Origin of the sequence: Ideonella livida, from assembly GCF_010499455.1 — a bacterium.
GTDB classification, from domain to species: Bacteria; Pseudomonadota; Gammaproteobacteria; order Burkholderiales; family Burkholderiaceae_C; genus Ideonella; species Ideonella livida.
Map to the genome: position 1 here is coordinate 1 of NZ_JAAGOH010000057.1, position 17,885 is coordinate 17,885.

Here is a 17,885-nt window from a genome sequence, read left to right on the forward strand (position 1 = left end):
GTCGCCCGGCGCGCTCCAGGCCAGCCCCACCGGGAAGGTCTGCGCGCGGGCAGGGGTGTCGGCCGCCGGTGTGGTCTGGGGGTCCTCGCCGCCGCCGCAGCCGGCCACCGCCAGCGCGGCCAGGCCTGCCGCCAGCGTCCAGCCCCGCCACCGCCGCAGCGGCCCGCCCTGCTTCGTCCGATCCCGCCTTTGCGCGTCCATGTGATGCCTCCCGTCCCCGACGCTGAACCTGCACGCCCCCCGCTGAAGAGGGCACTGGCCGGCATATCGGAGACTTGGGCGCCGGGCTTGAGCCGCCCGGCCAGCGCCGCGGCGGCCGGGCCCGCCCTGCGTGCTAGGGTGCCGCCCACCGCGGGCCTGCCGGCCCGCCTCCCACTCACCCCGCTGAAGGATGACCGCATGACACCCTGGCGCCTGGCCGGCCTGAGCCTGGCCCTCTGCCTTCCCGGCCTGCACGCCGCGCACGCCGCCACGTCCCCCGACACCGCTGCCACGTGGCAGGGCGTGGCCGCCTTCTCGCTGACCCGGGGCGGCGCCGACATCATGGCGCTGCAGCACTACGACAGCAGCACCGGGGCGGACCTCTACCGCGAGACGGTGCGCGCCGGCGGCCAGTACCAGTTCACCGGGGGCGTGCAGTGGCAGCCCCAGGGCGGCACCTGGGCGCTGCAGGCCACCGCCGGCTGGCACGGCGACTCGATCAACTACGGCGACAACGAGAGCATCCGCTTCCAGCGCTGGCCGGTGGAGCTGCTGGCCCTGGGCGCGGTGGGCGACAAGCTGCGCGTGGGTCTGGGCGTGCGCAAGAGCCTGCGGCCGGACTTCCATGCGCAGAGCACCAAGGCCCACCTGACCACCTCGCGCGAGCAGGTGCGCATGGGCGCCGGGCCGGTGTTGCAGGTGGACTACCTGCTGAGCGGCGGCTGGCGCGCGGTGCTGCGGCATGTGCGCGAGGAGGTGGACATCACCCTGGACCAGGGCGGTGGCACCTACAGCGGCCGCTTCCGCGGCAACCATGTGGGCGCGGGGCTCAGCCTGACGTTCTGAGCAACCGGCGACGGCGCGCGCCGTCCCAGGCGATGAGGGCCAGCAGCAGGGCCGAGACGGCCAGGCCCAGGCCGGTCATCAGCGCTGGCAGCGGCACCTCCAGCGCCAGCAGGCCGGCATAGGCGGCCAGCATGAGCAGCACGCTGGCGTTCTCAAAGGCGCCCTGCACCGCCACCGAGCGCCCGGCGCTGAGCAGCTGGTGGCCCCGGTGCTGCAACAGGGCGTTGAGCGGCACCACCATCAGGCCGCCCACCGCCCCGGTGAGCAGCAGCAGCGGCAGGGCCCAGACCACCCGGTCCACCGCGGCCATCACCGGCATGCAGGCGCCCAGGGCCACGCCAGCCCACAGCATGTGGCGGGCGGCGGCCAGTGGCACCCAGCGCCCGGCGGCCCAGGCCCCGGCCACCACCCCCAGCGCCACGCTGGCCTGCAGCCAGGCCGCTTGGTGCAGGGCCAGGCCCAGGTGGCCGGTGGACCAGTGCAGCACCACCAGCTGCAGGGTGGCGCCCAGGCCCCAGAACAAGGTGGTGACGGCCAGGCTCAGGCCGCCCAGGGGATCGCGCCAGAGGCGGGCGGCGTCGGCGCGGAAGGTGCGCAGGGCGCCGGCGGAGGGGTCCGGCGCCGGCCCGACGGCCGGGTCGTCCCCCGCGCCCGGGCCGGCCGGCCGGCCGGCGGCCGCACCGCTCTCGCGCACACCACGCTGCAGCAGGGCGGCCAGGGCATACAAGGCCAGCAGGGGCAGCAGTGCGGCGGTTTGCGCCGGGGGCCACGCCAGGGCCAGGCCCGCGGCCTGCAGGGCCTGGGCCAGCGGGCCGGCGGCCCACCCTGGGCTGATGAGGCCGCCCCCCAGACCGGCGCCCAGCAGCACCGCCCCCACCACCGTGACCTCCAGCCAGGCGTTGGCGGCCACCAGCCGCGCCGGCGGCACCAGCTCACAGACCAGGCCGTACTTGGCCGGGGCATAGCCGGCAGCCCCCACCCCCACCACCAGGCAGGCCGCCAGGGGATGCAGGCCCGCCAGCAGGGCCAGCAGCCCGAGGGCCTTGAGCGCATTCATCGCGGCCATCAGCCCCCCCTTGGGGACGGCATCGGCCCAGCGGCCCGTCCAGGGCGCGCCCAGCACATAGGCCAGGTTGAAGGCCAGCTTGAGCAGCGGCGCCCACCAGGCGGGCCAGCCCTGGGCCTGCAACAGGCCCAGGATGACCAGCAGCAGCGCCTGGTCGGCCAGGCCGGAGACGCCCTGGGTGGCCAGGAGCCAAGGCACGCCGGCGGGCCAGCGGGACGGGGCCGGCGGGGCCACCGGTGGGGCCGTGGCCACCACGGCCGCGGCAGACGGGAGGGACGGAGGGCGCACGGCGCGGCACTGTGCCGCCCGCGGGCGACAGCGCCGTGACACCACGGCACGCCGCGCTTGACCTAGGGCTGCCCGCAGCCCTTGCCGGCCAGCCCACGCCCCGCGCGGCCCACACTCGCCACGCCGGCGGCGGCCAGGGCCAGGGCCACCAGCGGCCCGCTGGGCGCGTCCCACCACCAGGAGGCGCCCAGGCCCGCCAGCCCGGCGGCCAGGGCCAGGCCCAGGGCCCGCGCCAGCGGCAGGCCGGCGCGGTGCCACAGCCCGGGCGCAATGAGCGCGGCGAAGACGATGAACAGGCCCAGCACCTGCACCGCCAGGGCGGCCACGGTGGCAAAGCCCAGGTAGAACCAGCGGTCCTGCGCCAGGCGGCCGCCCAGCAGGGCCACGCCCGCGGCGGCCACGGCCAAGCCGGCGGCCTGGCCCCAGCCGGCCCACAGCAGGTCGGCCGCCAGCAGGGCGTGCAGGTGCTCGGCGCCGTGGGCGTCCAGCCGGGCCAGCAGCAGGCCCAGGCAGGCGCAGGCCACGTAGACCAGGCCGATCAGGGCCTCGCGGTGGGCGGGCCAGGCGCGAGACAGTGCCGCCACGCCCGCCGCCGCCACCAGCGCCCCGGCCACCGCAGCGGCCTGGGTCACCAGGGTGCCGGGGTGGTGGGCCAGCGCCGTGACGGCCAGCGCCGCCGCCGCCGCGGCCTGCGCCACCGCCAGGTCGATGAACACCACCCCGCGGCGCAGCACCTGGGCCCCCAGCGGCCCCAGGGCCAGGAGCCCGGCGGCCAGCGCCAGCACCGGCGCCAGGAACCACAAGGCCGCGCCCAGGTCCACCCAGGCGTCCAGCGCCTGGGTGAGCCAGGGGGTGGCCGCAGCGGTCACGGCGCTCACCGGGCCGCGCCTGCCACCGGCGGCAGCAAGGCGTCCAGCAGCTGGTCAAACCAGCGGCCCAGGGCGTCGGGCGCCTCGGGGTCGGGCACGGTGGCGGGCAGCTGGCGCACCGCCGGGGCGGCACCGCGCCCGGCCGTGGCGCTCTCCAGCTGGCCCGCCAGCCAGCGGGCGGCACGCGGGTCCTGGTGCGCGCCCAGCACGATCAGCCCGGGCGGGCGGGCCTTCAGCTCGCCCAGCAGGCGCTGCAGGTGGCCCGGGGTGGGCGAGAGGCCGGGCTGCGGCTCCAGGTCGGCCACCGGGCGCCAGCCCATCCAGTCCCACAGATAGCCCAGGCTGGCGTGCTGCACCACCACCGGGGTGCCGCGGTGTGGCGCCAAACGGGCGTCCCAGGCCTGCAGGCGCCGGGCCCATTGCGCGTCCCAGGCCGTCAGCCGCTGGCCGATGGCGGCCTGCTGCTCGGGAAACAGCTGCTGCAGGCGCTGCGCCCAGGCCCGGGCCACCCGCGGCAGGCGGCGCGGGTCGGCGTGCAGGTGGGGGTTGCCTTCCTCATGGATGTCCCCGGCAAAGGGGTTGCCCCCGGCACCGGGACGCGGGTCGAGCAGGGTGACGGCAGACGCGGCCCAAAACAGGCCGGGCGCCCCGTTCTGCACCCGGGGGTTGCCGGCGCGCTGCTGCAGGGTGGGCAGCCAGCCGCCCTCCAGCCCGGCGCCGGTGCAGATGGCGGCATCGGCCGCGCGCAACTGGGCGATGAGCGCCGGCCGGGCCTCGATGTGGTGCGGGTCCTGCTGGGCGTGGGTGGCGGTGTGCACCCGGGCCTCGGGCAGCAGCACGCGGGTGAGCGCGGCCCACTCGGGCCCGCAGGCGAACACGGTCTGGGCCTGGGCGGCGGGGGCGGCGGCCCAGGCCACCATGACCCCCAACACCCAGGCGAGCGGCGCAGCGGTCTGCCAGCGGCGGCGGGCGACGTTAAGGCGAAGGCGCATGTCGGGTCCCGGGCTCAGAAGGCATGGGCGCCATGGGCGCCAAAGGCCAGGATGTATTGCAGCGCCACCGCGCGGCGGGCGGCGCCCTCGATCTCCACCGCGTCGCGCTGGCGGCTGGCCTGCAGGCGCACGGTCTGCAGGTGCGAGGGCTTCCAGGCCAGCATCAGGGCCTGCTCGCGCAGTTGGCCGCTGTGGAATTCGCCGTCGTGCGGGGCCTGCACCCGCAGCTGGTCCAGCCGGCTGCCCAGCTCCCAGTGCGGATGGAAGCGCCACACCACGGCCAGCGATTCGGCGGCATGGCGCGGGCCGTTGCCGGCCTGGGGCGTGAGGCCGGTGACGCGGGCCGCCTCGACGGTGACGCGCAGCTGCTGGTCACGGTTGTTGCCCTCGGGCGCCCACTTCCAGGTGGCGTCGGCCAGCCACAGGTGGCGGCCACCGTACTGCGCCGCATGCTCGTGCTCATGCGCAGGGTCGTGCGCCTCGCCCTCGGCCTCTTCCTCCTCATGGGCCTGGGCGGCCAGGCGCCGGCTCTTGAGGTAGGACAGGCCCAGCTGCCAGCTGTTGGCGCGGTCCCAGTCGCCGCCCAGCTTGGTGCTCAGGGTGAAGGCGCCGGCGCCGCGGACCTCGGGGTCGGCCTCGGCCACCAGGCGCTTGCCGCGCATCACCTCGGCCCCCACCACCCAGTACAGCGAGGTGGGCAGGGTGAGGTTCAGGCGCAAGCCATCGTCATTCCAGTGGCCGCCCAGGAAGGCGCGGTAGAGCAGCGGGCGTTCCACGAAATCGTCGGCATGCGGGTGCTGGGCGTTGAGGTAGCCGATCTGCGAGGCAAACCGGCCCGCCCGCAGGCTCAGGCCCCCGGGCAGGGTGCGGGATTCGACCCAGGCCTCCTCCAGCTCGGTCTCCAGCCGGCCCTCGTGGGTGGCCAGCACGCCGGTGAGCCGGGCCTGCAGGTGGCGACCCAGGGGGCCGCTGGCGCTGAGGTCGGAGTGACCCAGCTGCAACCCCTGGTCACGCCCGCCCAGGGCGAGCGGGCGCGAGGTGGTGGCCACATCGAGCACGGCACCGAATTGCCAGGACTCGCCGGCCTCCTGGGCCTGGGCGCAGGGCGCCCCGGCCAGCCAGGGCAGCAGGGACACCAGGGAAACCGTGGAACGCAAGAAGGCTGACATGGGGGCGGTGGGGGTTGGCAAAATGAAAATGATATTGCATTCTTATTAAAGCCTCCACCCCAGGGCTTTCAGGGCCGCACCAACCGCCCCCCCAAAAGAAAAAGGCCCGGCGTGGTGGCCGGGCCTGTGCGGTGGCGCAGCGCGCCACAGGGTCTCAGCGGTGCAGGTCGAAGCGGTCGGCCTCCATCACCTGCACCCAGGCCTGCACAAAGGTGCCCACAAAGGCGGCATGGCCGTCGGCGCTGGCGTAGACCTCGGCAATGGCGCGCAGCTGCGAGTTGGAGCCGAACACGAGGTCGGCGGAGGTGGCCGTCCAGGTGGGGGCGCCGGTGGCGCGGTCACGGCCCTGGAACACGCCGGGGGCGGTGGGGGTCCAGGCGGTGCGCATGTCCAGCAGGTTCACGAAGAAGTCGTGGCTGAGCACGCCCACGCGCTGGGTGAACACGCCATGCGCCCCCTGTGACACGCCCAGCACCCGCAGGCCGCCCACCAGGGCCGTCAGCTGCGGCGCGCTCAGGCCCAGCAGCTGGGCCTTGTCCAGCAGCAGCTCGGCTTGTCGACCTTCGGCGCCCGCGGCCACGTGGTTGCGCAAGCCATCGGCCACCGGCTCCAGCACGGCGAAGGAGGCGGCGTCGGTCTGCTCGGCCGTGGCGTCGGTGCGGCCGGGGGTGAAGGGGACCTCCACCGGCTGGCCGGCGGCGGCCGCGGCGGCCTCGATGGCCGCTCCACCGGCCAGCACGATCAGGTCGGCCAGCGAGATCTTCTTGCCGCCCAGGGCAGTCGCGTTGAACTGCTGCTGGATCGCCTCCAGCCGCGCCAGCACCCGGGCCAGTTGCGCCGGCTGGTTGACGGCCCAGTCCTTTTGCGGCGCCAAGCGGATGCGGGCGCCGTTGGCCCCACCGCGCTTGTCGCTGCCGCGGAAGGTGCTGGCCGAGGCCCAGGCGGTGCGCACCAGCTCGTCCAGCCCCAGGCCACTGGCCAGCACGCGGGCCTTGAGGGCGGTCACGTCGGCCGCGTCCACCAGCGGGTGGTCCACGGCCGGCACCGGGTCTTGCCAGATCAGGGTTTCAGCCGGCACGAGCTTGCCCAGGTAGCGGGCGCGGGGGCCCATGTCGCGGTGGGTGAGCTTGAACCAGGCGCGGGCAAAGGCATCGGCAAAGGCGGCCGGGTCGGCCAGGTAGCCGCGGGCGATGGCCTCGTAGGCCGGGTCGGTGCGCAGGGCCAGGTCGGCGGTGGTCATCATCGGCGCGAAGGACTTGGCCGGGTCGTGGGCGTCGGGGATCATGTCCTCGGGCGCCACATCCTTGGCCCGCCACTGGTGGGCACCGGCCGGGCTCTTGACCAGCTCCCACTCGTACTGGAACAGCACGCGCAGGTAGCCCATGTCCCAGGTGGTGGGGTGGGGTTTCCAGGCGCCTTCAATGCCGCTGGTGATGGTGTCGCCGCCCTGGCCGCTGCCGTGGGTGCTGAGCCAGCCCAAGCCCATGGCTTCCATCGGCGCGGCCTCGGGCTCGGGGCCCACGGCCTTGGCGTCACCGGCGCCATGGGCCTTGCCAAAGGTGTGGCCGCCGGCCACCAGGGCCACGGTTTCGGCGTCGTCCATGGCCATGCGGGCGAAGGTCTCGCGGATGTCGCGGGCCGAGGCCAGCGGGTCGGGCCGGCCGTCCGGGCCTTCGGGGTTCACGTAGATCAGGCCCATCTGCACGGCGGCCAGCGGGTTGGCCAACTCGCGCTCGCCGCTGTAGCGGCTGTGGGGCTGGTCGCTGGTGGCCAGCCAGGTGGTCTCGGCGCCCCAGTGGATGTCCTTCTCAGGCTCCCACACGTCGGCGCGGCCGCCGGCAAAGCCGAAGGTCTTGAAGCCCATGCTCTCCAGGGCCACGTTGCCGGCCAGGATCATCAGGTCGGCCCAGGACAGGGCGCGGCCGTACTTCTGCTTGATGGGCCACAGCAGGCGGCGGGCCTTGTCGAGGTTGCCGTTGTCGGGCCAGCTGTTGAGCGGGGCAAAGCGCTGCGTGCCACTGCCGGCACCGCCCCGGCCATCGTGCACCCGGTAGGTGCCGGCCGAATGCCAGGCCATGCGGATGAACAGCGGGCCGTAGTGGCCCCAGTCGGCCGGCCACCAGTCTTGCGAGTCGGTCATCAGGGCGGTCAGATCGGCCACGACCGCATCCAGGTCCAGCTGGGCAAAGGCTGCCGCGTAATCGAAATCCGCACCCATCGGATCCCCCGCCGGATGGCGGGCATGCAGGACATCCAGGTTGAGCTGGTTCGGCCACCAGTCGGCATTGCCACGGGTGCCGGCCACCGCGCGGGTGGCGGCGGCGCTGACGGGGCTGCTGGCACCGTGGTGAAAGGGGCATTGGGCGGCGGTCTGGCTCATGGCGGGGCTCCTGGGTGATGCCGGACAGGCCGGCTGAAACGCGATGAACGGCAGTTTAGGAATCGCTCTCGAATAGATCCAATCAATTACCAACATGGCAGCGATAGTTGGTGAAACCCCTCGACAAGCCCACACAACAGGCGCAAACTTGCGAACAAGAACAATTCTCATTTGCGACAAGTCATGAACCGCTCCACCCTCACCCGCCGCGGCCTGCTGCAGCAGGCCACCCCCCTCCTGGCCGCCATGGCGGCTTCCTGGGGAGGGCCCGCCCGCGCGCAAAGCGAGGCGATCGTGCTGGGCCAGTCGGCCGCACTCTCGGGCGTGGCGGCGGCGCTGGGCACCCAGTTCCGCGAGGGGGCCCTGTTGGCCCTGGAGGCCGCCAACCGCCAGGGCGGCGTGGGCGGGCGGCCGGTGCGGCTGGTGAGCCGGGATGACAGCTACGACCCGCAGCGTGCCGCAGAGAACACGCGCCTGCTCATCGAGCAGGACCAGGCTGTGGCGCTGTTCGGCTACACCGGCACCGCCACCACCCGGGCGGCCCTGCCGGTGTTCGGCGCAGCGCAAGTGCCGATGTTCGCGCCGCTGACCGGGGCGGAGTCGCTGCGCAACCCCTTCAACCCGCTCATCTGGCATGTGCGGGCCAGCTACTTCGAGGAGGCCGAGACCCTGGTGGGGCAACTGCACCTGTCGGGCATCCGCCGCCTGGGCGTGGTCTACCAGGACGACGCCTTTGGCCAGGAGGGGCTGGAGGGTGTGCGGCGGGCCCTGGAGCGGCGTGGTCTGAGCGCCGTGGCCCTGGCCAGCCTGCCGCGCCAGGGCACCGAGGTGGAGGCAGCGGTGCGCACGCTGGAGGCCGCACAGCCCGGCGGCCTGCTGCTGATCACCCCGCCGGGCAGCACCGCCGCCTTCGTCAAGGCCTGGCGGGGCCGCTCCCTGACCCACAAGACGGTGGCGCTGCGCGCCTTCTCGGTGGCCGACGCCAACCAGCTCTCCCAGGCCCTGGGGCCGCTGGGTGAAGGCGTGGGCCTGTCCCAGGTGGTGCCCTACCCCTACGACGCCCGGCGCTCACCGGTGGCCCAGGCCTATGTGGACGCCAGTGCGCGAGCCACCCGGCCGGTGACCTTTCTGGGGCTGGAGGGCTTCATCGCGGCCAAGGCGCTGCTGGAGGTGCTGCGCTCGCTGGAGGCCCGGCCCAGCCGCACCCGGCTGGTGGAGGCCCTGCGCAGCCAGCCCCGCCTGGACCTGGGCGGCTTCCCGCTGGCCTTCGGCCCCAAGCAGAACGCGGGCAGCAGCTTTGTCGAGGTGGTGGCGCTGCGCGGGCCCCAGGGGTTCATGCGCTGAGCCTGAAGCACGCTCGTCCATGTCGATAAATCAAGAAACTTGTTGAGACGTATTCGCATTTGCGATTAACATGATGCATCCCTGACACCCCTGCCCGCGGCCCACGCTGCCCGGTGCCGCGGTTGCCCCCTTCGAGAAGCAAGACATGCCAGCCTGCGCCAGCCGCCGGCTTCCGAAGTGCCCAGGTTCCTCCCCAACCTCCACTTCCGGATCGTTCAGAACATGTCCTCGTTCATCCGCAGCCGCGCCCATGGCGCGCAGCGTCCCCATGCCGTCTCCCTGGCCGTGGCCGCCCTGGCCAGTGCCCTGCCCCTGGGCGCTGCGGCGCAGTCGGCACCCACCGCCCCGGCCGCCACCGCCACGGCCGCTGAGGGCACGCTGCCCACGGTCAGCGTCAAGGCCCAGCGCGAGGTGCCCAACAAGGCCGACGTCAGCGCCTCGCCCAAACTCAGCCAGCCGCTGGTGGACACGCCCAAGACGGTGCAGGTCATCAAGAAGGAAACCTTGCGCGAACAGGGCGCCGCCACGCTGATGGAGGCGCTGCGCAACACCCCGGGCATCACCATGCAGCTGGGCGAAGGCGGCAGCACCGCCGCCGGTGACACCTTCCAGATGCGCGGTTTCAGCGCCTCCACCTCCACCTTCGTGGACGGCATCCGCGACCTGGGCGCGGTCACGCGCGACACCTTCAACGTCGAGCAGGTGGAAGTGGTCAAGGGCCCCTCGGGCGCCGAGATCGGCCGCGGTGCCTCGGCCGGCTACATCAACCTGATCAGCAAGCTGCCGGAGCTGGACAACAGCGGCGAAGCCAGCTTGACCCTGGGCACCGCGTCCAAGAAGCGCGCCACGCTGGACCTCAACCGCACCCTGGGCGAACACAGCGCCCTGCGCCTGAACCTGATGACGCAGAACAGCGGCGTGGACGGCCGCGACGAGGTGCGCAACAAGGGCACGGGCATCGCCCCGTCCATCGCCTTCGGCCTGAACACCCCCACCCGCGTCTTCCTGTACTCGCAGCACCTGCGCCAGGACAACGTGCCCGATGGGGGCATCCCCAGCATCGGCCTGGAGGGCTATGTGCGCTCGGTGGCCACGGGGGTGAGCCAAGCCCAGGTGGACGCCATGAACGCCGCACCGGCGGTGCGCTCGAGCAACTACTACGGCAGCCCCGACGACTACGAGAAGGTGGACGCGGACATGTTCAGCGTGCGCCTGGAGCACGACCTGGCGCCAGGCACCACGGTGCGCAGCCTGTCGCGCTACGGCAAGACCCACATGGACCGCGTGCTGACCAGCGTGGGCGCCGTGACCGCCACCACCGCCAGCGACCCCAGCACCTGGACGGTGGCCCGCTCGCGCCAGCGCACCGACCAGACCAACGAGATCCTGGCCAACCAGACCAGCCTGAGCACCGCCTTCACCACCGGCGGCCTGCGGCATGACCTGGTGGGCGGCGTGGAGCTGATGCTGGAGCGCCAAACCACCCTGGGCACCGGCACCGCCGCCCAGACCGTCAACGGGGTGAGCTACACCGCCATCAGCAACCCGGCGGCCAACCTCTACCACCCCAGCACCAGCGACGTGCTGGGGGTGCCTTACCTGACCGGCCTGGACACCTACGGCGACACGATGACGGTGGCGGCCTATGTGTTCGACACCCTGACCCTCAACGACCAATGGAAGGTGAGCGCCGGCCTGCGCCAGGAGCGCTACCGCACCCACACCACCAGCAACACCCTGGTGACCACCACCAACCAGAGCACCACCTACCCGGCCTACGCCGTGGGCAGCGTGGCCCCCAACGACCTGCGCGACACCGGCGAGCTGACCAGCTGGAACCTGGGCGTGGTGTTCAAGCCGGCGGCCAACGGCAGCGTGTACGCCGCGCTGGCCAACGCCGCCACGCCGCCGGGCAGCGCCAACTTCGCCCTGTCGGCCACCACCACCAGCGCCTCCCACGCGGCCATGGATCCGCAGCGCACCAAGCTGGCCGAGCTGGGCACCAAGTGGGACCTGCTGGACAAGCAGCTCAACGTCAGCGCCACCGCCTACCGCAGCGTCAACACCGGCCAGGTCACGCAGAACCCGGTGGACCAGACCTACGTGCAAGAAGGCCAGACCACCGTCAAGGGCCTGGAGTTGGCCGCCGTGGGTCAGCTCAACAGCTTCTGGCAGGTCAGCGCCGCCGTGGCCAAGATGAAGACCACGCAGGAACACCAGCAAAGCGTGAGCAGCACCACCGGCGCGGTGACCACCACCACCGGCGTGCGCTGGTCGCCTGAGCTGACCGCCTCGGTCTGGACCTCCTACACCCTGGGCGACTACACCCTGGGTGGCGGCGTGCGCCATGTGGGCGAGCAGAAACGGGCCATCTCCAAGACCGCCGGCACCACCACCCCGGACAACATGGCCGCCATCGCCGCCTACCAGGTGGTGGACCTGATGGCCGCCTGGAAGGTCAACAAGGCGCTGAACCTGCAGCTCAACGTGGGCAACGTGCTGGACGAGGACTACATCGCCTCGCTCAACAACAACGGCTCGCGGGTCAAGCTGGGCGCCCCGCGCTCGGCCCAGCTCACCGCGCACCTGAGCTTCTGATCCGTCCCCACCGCCCGCCGGCCTCGGCCGGCGGGCCCCACACCCCGCCCCCATGCTGCTGCACCTGCCTCAGGTCCTGACCCCCGCCGAGGTGCGGGACCTCCGTCAACAGCTTGACGCCGCCGGCTGGACCGACGGCGCCACCACCGCCGGCGTGCAGGCCCGCCAGGCCAAGCGCAACCGGCAGCTGGACCCGGCCCACCCGGCCTTTGCCGGGCTCTCGCAGCGCGTGGCCCAGGCCTTGCGGCGCCACCCGCTGTTTGCCGCCGCCGTGCTGCCCGCCCAGGTGCTGCCGCCCATGTTCAACCGCTACGAGGGCGGTGAACACTACGGCGACCACATCGACAACACCCTGCAGGTCAACCGGTTCACCGGCCAGCCGGTGCGCACCGACGTCTCCACCACCGTCTTCCTCAGCGACCCCGAGGACTACGAGGGCGGCGAGCTGGTGGCCAGCGACCACTTCGGCACCCACGAGGTCAAGCTGCCGGCCGGCGACGCCATCGTCTACCCCGCCACCAGCCTGCACCGGGTGCAGCCCGTCACCCGCGGCGTGCGGGTGGCGGCCTTCCTCTGGAGCCAGAGCCTGGTGCGCTGCCCGGTGCAGCGCGGCCTGCTCTTTGACCTGGACATGAGCCTGGTGGCCCTGCGCGCCGAGCTGGGCGAGGCCCATGCCCAGGTGCTGGCCCTGACCGGCCACTACCACCGCCTGCTGCAGCAGTGGGCCCAGCCCTGAGCGGCTGAGCCCCGCCCAGGCCCCGCCGCCGCTGCGCCACCCGAACCGCCGTCCGCCTGTGTCCCTCCACACCCTGCTGCGCTGGCACTGGATCAGCTCCGCCCTGGCCCTGGCCGGGCTGCTGCTGTTCAGCGTGACCGGCTTCACCCTCAACCATGCGGCCGACATCGAGTCGCGCCCGGTGGTGCGCACCTGGCAGGAAGACCTGCCGCCCGAGCTGGCCGCCGCGCTGCGGCAGGCCGCCCCGGCCGACGGCCTTGAGGCCCCCCTGCCCGAGCCGCTGCGCCTGTGGCTGAGCCAGACCCACGCCCTGCACGTGGCCGCCGGCCAGCCCGCCGAATGGCGCGACGGCGAGCTGTACCTGGGCCTGCCCCGCCCGGGCGGCGACGCCTGGCTGCGGGTGGACCTGCCCAGCGGCCAAGCCGAATTCGAGGACAGCGACCGCGGCTGGATCGCCTGGGCCAATGACCTGCACAAGGGCCGCCACGCCGGCCCGGCCTGGGCGGTGTTCATCGACCTGATGGCCCTGGCCTGCGGCGTCTTCAGCCTCACCGGCCTGCTCATCCTGCATCGCCACGCCGCCCAGCGCCCGCTGACCTGGCCGCTCACCGCCCTGGGCTTGCTGCTGCCCGTGCTGGTGCTGCTGTTGGCGGTGCACTGAGCGCGCCGCACGCCCCCCCTCCGGTTCTCCTTCCAACGAATTTTTCCTGCCCTCCCCTTTCTTCCCTCCTGCCTGCCCAGCACCATGCGCCCCTTCCGCCCTCCCCTTTGCGCCCTCACCCCCGCCACGCTGGCCGCCCTGGCCGGCCTGGCCACCACCGCCCAGGCCGCCACCGTGCAGCTGCAGCTGGAGCTGCCGCGCCTGAACGTGGCCGAGTACCACCGGCCCTATGTGGCCGTGTGGCTGGAAAAGCCCGGCCAGCCCGGCGCCATGGCGCAGCTGGCCGTCTGGTACGACCAGAAAAAGCCCAACGCCGGTGGCACCAAGTGGCTGCGCGACATGCGCCAGTGGTGGCGCCAAGGCGGCCGCGAGCTGAGCGTGCCCGCCGACGGCGTCAGCGGCGCCACCCGCGCCCCGGGCGAGCACAGCCTGCAGCTGGCCCAGGCCCCGCAGCTGGCCGCCCAGTGGGCCAAGCTGCCCGCCGGCCAGTACGAGGTGGTCGTCGAGTCCGCCCGGGAGGGCGGCGGTCGTGAGGTGCAGCGCCTGCCCCTGAGCTGGCCGCCCAAGGCCGCCCAGACCGCCACCGCCCAAGGCGAACACGAACTGGGCGCCCTGCGCCTGACCGTCCAACCGTGAGCCCGGAGCCCCGCATGACCGCCCGCCCCCTGTCCCCCGCCCTGCGCACCCTGGCCCTGATCGCCACCCTGGGCACCCTGCCCGCGGCGCAGGCCCACATGACCTGGATCCTGCCCAACGCCAGCCACCTGGACGGCAAGGAAGCCACCGTCTCGGTGGACGCCGCCGTCTCCGAGGACCTGTTCCACTTCGACCGCGCCCTCAAGCTCGACACCCTGGTCATCACCGGCCCCGACGGCCAGCCCCGCGAAGCCGAGAACCTCAGCGCCGCGCGCCACCGCAGCAGCTTCGACCTGAAGCTGGTGCAGGACGGCACCTACCGCCTCAGCCACGTCAGCCGCGGCCTGATGGGCAGCTGGAAGCAGGGCAGCGAGACCAAGCGCTTCCGCGGCACCGCCGAGAGCTTTGCCAAGGAAGTGCCGGCCCAGGCCGAGATCCTCTCGCTGACCGCCACCCACACCCGGCACCAGACCTTCGTCAGCAAAGAGCAGACCGGGCCGCTGCGCTTCCAGCCCGAAGGCCAGGGCCTGGAAGTGTTGCCCCTGGGCCCCGTCACCGACCTGAGCGCCGGCGACACCACCCGGCTGCAGCTGCTGTTCAACGGCCAGCCCCTGCCCGGCGCCTCCCTCAAGCTGCTGCGCGACGGCAACCGCTACCGCTACAAGCTGGGCGAACAGGTGCTGACCAGCGACGCCCAGGGCGTCGTCACCCTGGCCTGGGCCGAAGCCGGGCGCTACTACCTGGCCATCAGCCATGGCGACCGGCCGCCCGCGCCGCCGGCGGGGGCCACGCCGTCCACCGGCCCCTCCGCCGCCCCGCCAGCGCCCGCCCCGGGCAGCGCCGGCACCCGCGACAAGCCGCTGCAACGCGCCAGCCTGGCCGTCACCTTCGAGGTCCTGCCGCGCTGACCGCCTGACCGCCGCCCGCCCATGCACCTGCCCGCCCCCCCGCCGCCCCGCGCCACGGTCCCGCCCCCGGCCCCGGAGGTGCTCATCCCCCGCCACATCCTGGGTGAGCCGCCCCCCTGGGGGCAGCCCTGCCACGCCTTGTCCGGACACAGCCTGGGCACCACCTGGTCGGCCCTGTGCCACGCCCGGCCCGGCCTGCCGCTGACCCGGCTGCGCCAGGCCCTGCAGGCCGAGCTGGACCGGGTGGACGAGGAGATGAGCACCTGGCGGGCCGACAGCCACCTGGGCCGCTTCAACCGCGCCGCCCCGGGCAGCCGCCACCGGCTGCCCAGCGGCTTTGCCCAGGTGCTGGACGCCGCGCTGCAGGTGGCCCGCGCCAGCGGCGGCGCCTTCGACCCCTGCGCCGGTGCGCTGGTGGCGCACTGGGGCTTCGGCCCCGGGCCGGACCGGCGCACCGCCGCCTACCAGGCCCCCGGCTTTGAGGCCCCCACGGCACCCCAGGACGGCGCCAACGCCCTGCCCCCGCCCCAGACCGCCACCTGGGACGCCCTGGCCTGGGACCGGCGCGAGGGCCGCCTGACCCAGCCCGGCGGCGTGCGGCTGGACCTGTGCGCCATTGCCAAGGGCCATGCCGTAGACCGTCTGAGCGCCTGCCTGCTGGCCCACGGCTGCCCGGACCACCTGGTGGAAGTCGGTGGCGAGCTGCGCGGTGAAGGCCTCAAGCCCACCGGCCAACCCTGGTGGGTGGACCTGGAGCCGCCCGACACCCGGCTGGACCCGGCGCAACTGCCCTGGGCCGCCACGCGGCTGGCCCTGCACGGCCTGGCGGTGGCCACCTCGGGCGACTACCGGCGCGCCTACCTGGACGCCCAGGGCCGCCGCCGCAGCCACACCCTGGACCCCCGGCATGGCCAGCCCATCGCCCACGGCGTGGCTTCCGTCACCGTGGTCCACCGCGAGGCCCTTTGGGCCGACGGCTGGAGCACCGCCCTGCTGGTGCAAGGGCCACAGGAGGGCCAGGCCCTGGCCCGCCGCCACGGCCTGGCCGCCCGCTGGCTGCTGCGCCCGGACGCCCCCGGCACGCCCTGGCGATGCGTGGAAAGCCCCGCCTGGCAAGACCTCAAGTCATGAGCGCCCGCCCCCATGTCCTGGCCTGACCTCACCGCCGCCCGCGGCCTGGGCGCCAGCCTGAGCCTGCTGGCCTGGCTGGGCCTGTGCGCCACGGTGCGCTGGCGCCACCACCGCGCGGCCCACCGCCTGGGCCAACTGCAGCGCCGCCTGGCCCGGGGCGAGCGCCAGGGCACCGCCCCGGCCTCTGCCGAACCCGCCTGGTGGGTGGTCTGGGCCAGCCAGACTGGCCGCGCCCAGGCCCTGGCCCTGCAGACCGCCCAGGCCCTCCAAGGCGCCGGCGTGGCCGTGCAGGCCCTGCCCATGGCCCGGCTGGCACTGGACGCCCTGCAACGCCATGCCGCCCAAGGCGGGCACTGCCTGTGGGTGGCCAGCACCAGCGGCGACGGCGACCCGCCCGAAAGCGCCGAAGCCTTCGCCCGGGGCCCCATGGCCCTGCCCGCCGCGCTGCAGGGCCTGCGCCACGCGGTGCTGGCCCTGGGCGACCGGCGCTACCCCCACTTCTGCGCCTTTGGCGACGACCTGGAAGACTGGCTGCAGGCCAGCGGCAGCCTGGCCCTGACCACCACACTGCGGTGCGACGACGAGGCGGCCGACACCCTGCGCCAGTGGCGCGACCAGCTGCGCCACTGGGGCGGCACCGCCGACGCGCCAGACCTGGGCGCCCCGGCCTTCCAACCCTGGCGCCTGCTGCGGCGCGAGCACCTCAACCCAGGCAGCCTGGGGGGGCCGCTGTACCTGCTGACCCTGGCCCCGCCGCCCGACCTGGACCCTGCTCATGGGGCCTGGCAGGCGGGTGATCTGGCGCAGGTTCAACCGCCCGCCCCCGCCCCCACCGCGCCGCCCCCCCGCCCCCGCGACTACTCCATCGCCGGCCATCCCGGCCCGGTGGCCCCCGGCGCTGCGGCGCCATCCGGCCCCAGCCCCCTGCAACTGATGGTGCGGCTGCACCGGCATGTGGACGCCGCCGGCCACCCCGCCACCGGCCTGGCCTCGGGCTGGCTCTGCCACGGCGTGCCCGAGGGCGGCACCGTGGCCCTGCGGCTGCGGGCCCATCCGCACTTCCGGCGTGAGCCCGGCGACGCCCGCCCGCTCATCCTGCTGGGCAACGGTGCCGGTCTGGCCGGCCTGCGCGCCCACCTGCAGGCCCTGGCGCGGGAAGCCGGCCCGCGCCGCGCCCTGATGGCCCGCGGCCGCAACGCCTGGCTCCTGCTGGGCGAGCGCCAGGCCGCCCACGACCGGCTGCTGGAGGCCGAGCTGCAGCAGGCCCTGCACAGCGGCGTGCTCAGCCGGCTGGACCGGGTGTTCTCACGCGACACGCCCGAGGCGCCCTACGTGGGCCACCGCTTGCGCGCCGAGGCCGCCACCCTGCACGCCTGGCTGGCCGACGGCGCCGCGCTGTACCTGTGCGGCAGCCTGCAGGGCCTGGGCCGGAGCGTGGACGCGGTGCTGCACGAGCTGCTGGGCGAGGCGGCGGTGCAGGCCCTGCGCGACACCGGGCGGCTGCGGCGGGACGTGTACTGATCCCCGCCCGGCAGCGGGCGCCAGGGCATGGGGTGGGGGCATGGCCCGCCGCGGCCGCGCATGGCGTCCGCGCCACAAAGCCCCTCAGAACAGTGAACAAACTTGGTAATGCGATTTATTCGCGTTTACACTGAGATTCAGTTCACCTTTTGTCACCCCGCCATGAGCGCCCTGCCCCTGCCCGAGACCGCGCCCTGTCTGCCGGCACCTGCCGCCACGGCGCCGCGGCCCTTGCCGCCGCGCCCCGCCGCCCGCCAGGACGAGCTGGGCCCCCTGGGCCGCCAAGCCTTGGTGGGCGCCGCGGTGGTGGCCCACCTGGCCGCCGCCTGGGGTCTGATGCAGCTGGACGGCGTGCGCCAGGCGGTCACCGAAGCCGCCCCCCTCATGGTGCAGTGGATCGCCCCGCCGGCCGACACCCCGGCGCCGCCCCCGCCGCCGCCGCCCAAGCCGCGCGTCACCCCGCCCACGCCGGCCCCGGTGATCGCCGCCGCCCCGGCCCCCGCGCAGGAAGCCGCCCCGGCCTTTGTGGCCCCCGAGCC

Annotated in this window: 15 protein-coding genes and 1 pseudogene; 10 read left to right on the top strand and 6 right to left on the bottom strand. The window is 74.1% G+C overall.

The genetic code is table 11. From position 1 onward, the window contains the following. The coding region (locus G3A44_RS22520; protein ID WP_203561537.1) for a hypothetical protein at nt 1-201 on the bottom strand (201 nt) is incomplete at its 3' end. A 198-nt stretch (nt 202-399) separates the two neighbouring features. Here G3A44_RS22520 and G3A44_RS22525 point away from each other — a divergent pair. After that, nucleotides 400-1,047 (top strand): hypothetical protein, encoded by a 648-nt coding sequence (locus tag G3A44_RS22525; protein WP_163460000.1) that lies wholly within the window; start codon nt 400-402, stop codon nt 1,045-1,047. Here G3A44_RS22525 and lplT read toward each other — a convergent pair. The 5 genes from lplT to katG form a co-directional block, all read right to left on the bottom strand. After that, a complete protein-coding gene (gene lplT / locus G3A44_RS24225) occupies nt 1,031-2,401 on the bottom strand; it encodes a lysophospholipid transporter LplT (RefSeq protein WP_310734442.1) in 1,371 nt (456 codons plus the stop codon). The two genes, G3A44_RS22525 and lplT, sit on opposite strands and share 17 nt — an antisense overlap. 62 nt (nt 2,402-2,463) lie before the next feature. Continuing rightward, nucleotides 2,464-3,279 carry a metal ABC transporter permease gene (locus G3A44_RS24230; RefSeq protein WP_163460001.1) on the bottom strand — a complete coding sequence of 272 codons (816 nt, stop codon included), beginning with the start codon at nt 3,277-3,279 and terminating at the stop codon, nt 2,464-2,466. Then, on the bottom strand, nt 3,276-4,262 hold the full coding sequence (locus tag G3A44_RS22540; RefSeq protein ID WP_239062057.1) for a metal ABC transporter solute-binding protein, Zn/Mn family: 987 nt from the start codon (nt 4,260-4,262) through the stop codon (nt 3,276-3,278). The genes G3A44_RS24230 and G3A44_RS22540 overlap by 4 nt, the downstream gene beginning before the upstream one ends. 14 nt (nt 4,263-4,276) lie before the next feature. After that, nucleotides 4,277-5,431, bottom strand: a complete 1,155-nt coding sequence (locus tag G3A44_RS22545; protein WP_163460002.1) for a hypothetical protein — start codon at nt 5,429-5,431, stop codon at nt 4,277-4,279. A gap of 154 nt (nt 5,432-5,585) precedes the next feature. Further along, on the bottom strand, nt 5,586-7,811 hold the full coding sequence (gene katG / locus G3A44_RS22550; protein WP_163460003.1) for a catalase/peroxidase HPI: 2,226 nt from the start codon (nt 7,809-7,811) through the stop codon (nt 5,586-5,588). Nucleotides 7,812-7,994: 183 nt separating this feature from the next. Between katG and G3A44_RS22555 the strand changes: the two genes are divergently transcribed. From G3A44_RS22555 to G3A44_RS22595, 9 genes and pseudogenes are all read left to right on the top strand, one after another. After that, nucleotides 7,995-9,155 carry an ABC transporter substrate-binding protein gene (locus tag G3A44_RS22555; RefSeq protein WP_163460004.1) on the top strand — a complete coding sequence of 387 codons (1,161 nt, stop codon included), beginning with the start codon at nt 7,995-7,997 and terminating at the stop codon, nt 9,153-9,155. A gap of 222 nt (nt 9,156-9,377) precedes the next feature. Further along, nucleotides 9,378-11,753, top strand: coding sequence for a catecholate siderophore receptor Fiu (locus tag G3A44_RS22560; RefSeq protein WP_163460005.1), 2,376 nt, complete (start codon nt 9,378-9,380; stop codon nt 11,751-11,753). A 52-nt stretch (nt 11,754-11,805) separates the two neighbouring features. Further along, on the top strand, nt 11,806-12,489 hold the full coding sequence (locus G3A44_RS22565; RefSeq protein WP_163460006.1) for a Fe2+-dependent dioxygenase: 684 nt from the start codon (nt 11,806-11,808) through the stop codon (nt 12,487-12,489). Nucleotides 12,490-12,547: 58 nt separating this feature from the next. After that, nucleotides 12,548-13,150, top strand: coding sequence for a PepSY-associated TM helix domain-containing protein (locus tag G3A44_RS22570; RefSeq protein ID WP_163460007.1), 603 nt, complete (start codon nt 12,548-12,550; stop codon nt 13,148-13,150). An 84-nt stretch (nt 13,151-13,234) separates the two neighbouring features. Further along, nucleotides 13,235-13,786 (top strand): DUF2271 domain-containing protein, encoded by a 552-nt coding sequence (locus G3A44_RS22575; RefSeq protein ID WP_163460008.1) that lies wholly within the window; start codon nt 13,235-13,237, stop codon nt 13,784-13,786. A 14-nt stretch (nt 13,787-13,800) separates the two neighbouring features. Beyond that, a complete protein-coding gene (locus G3A44_RS22580) occupies nt 13,801-14,694 on the top strand; it encodes a DUF4198 domain-containing protein (RefSeq protein ID WP_163460009.1) in 894 nt (297 codons plus the stop codon). Between the two features lie 21 nt (nt 14,695-14,715). Next, nucleotides 14,716-15,825: an FAD:protein FMN transferase gene (locus tag G3A44_RS22585; protein WP_163460010.1), complete on the top strand. Its 1,110-nt coding sequence runs from the start codon at nt 14,716-14,718 to the stop codon at nt 15,823-15,825. A gap of 12 nt (nt 15,826-15,837) precedes the next feature. Further along, nucleotides 15,838-17,346 carry an NADPH cytochrome P450 oxidoreductase family protein gene (locus tag G3A44_RS22590; protein ID WP_163460011.1) on the top strand — a complete coding sequence of 503 codons (1,509 nt, stop codon included), beginning with the start codon at nt 15,838-15,840 and terminating at the stop codon, nt 17,344-17,346. A gap of 162 nt (nt 17,347-17,508) precedes the next feature. Next, nucleotides 17,509-17,885 (top strand): annotated as a pseudogene (locus G3A44_RS22595) (hypothetical protein); the annotation flags it as partial.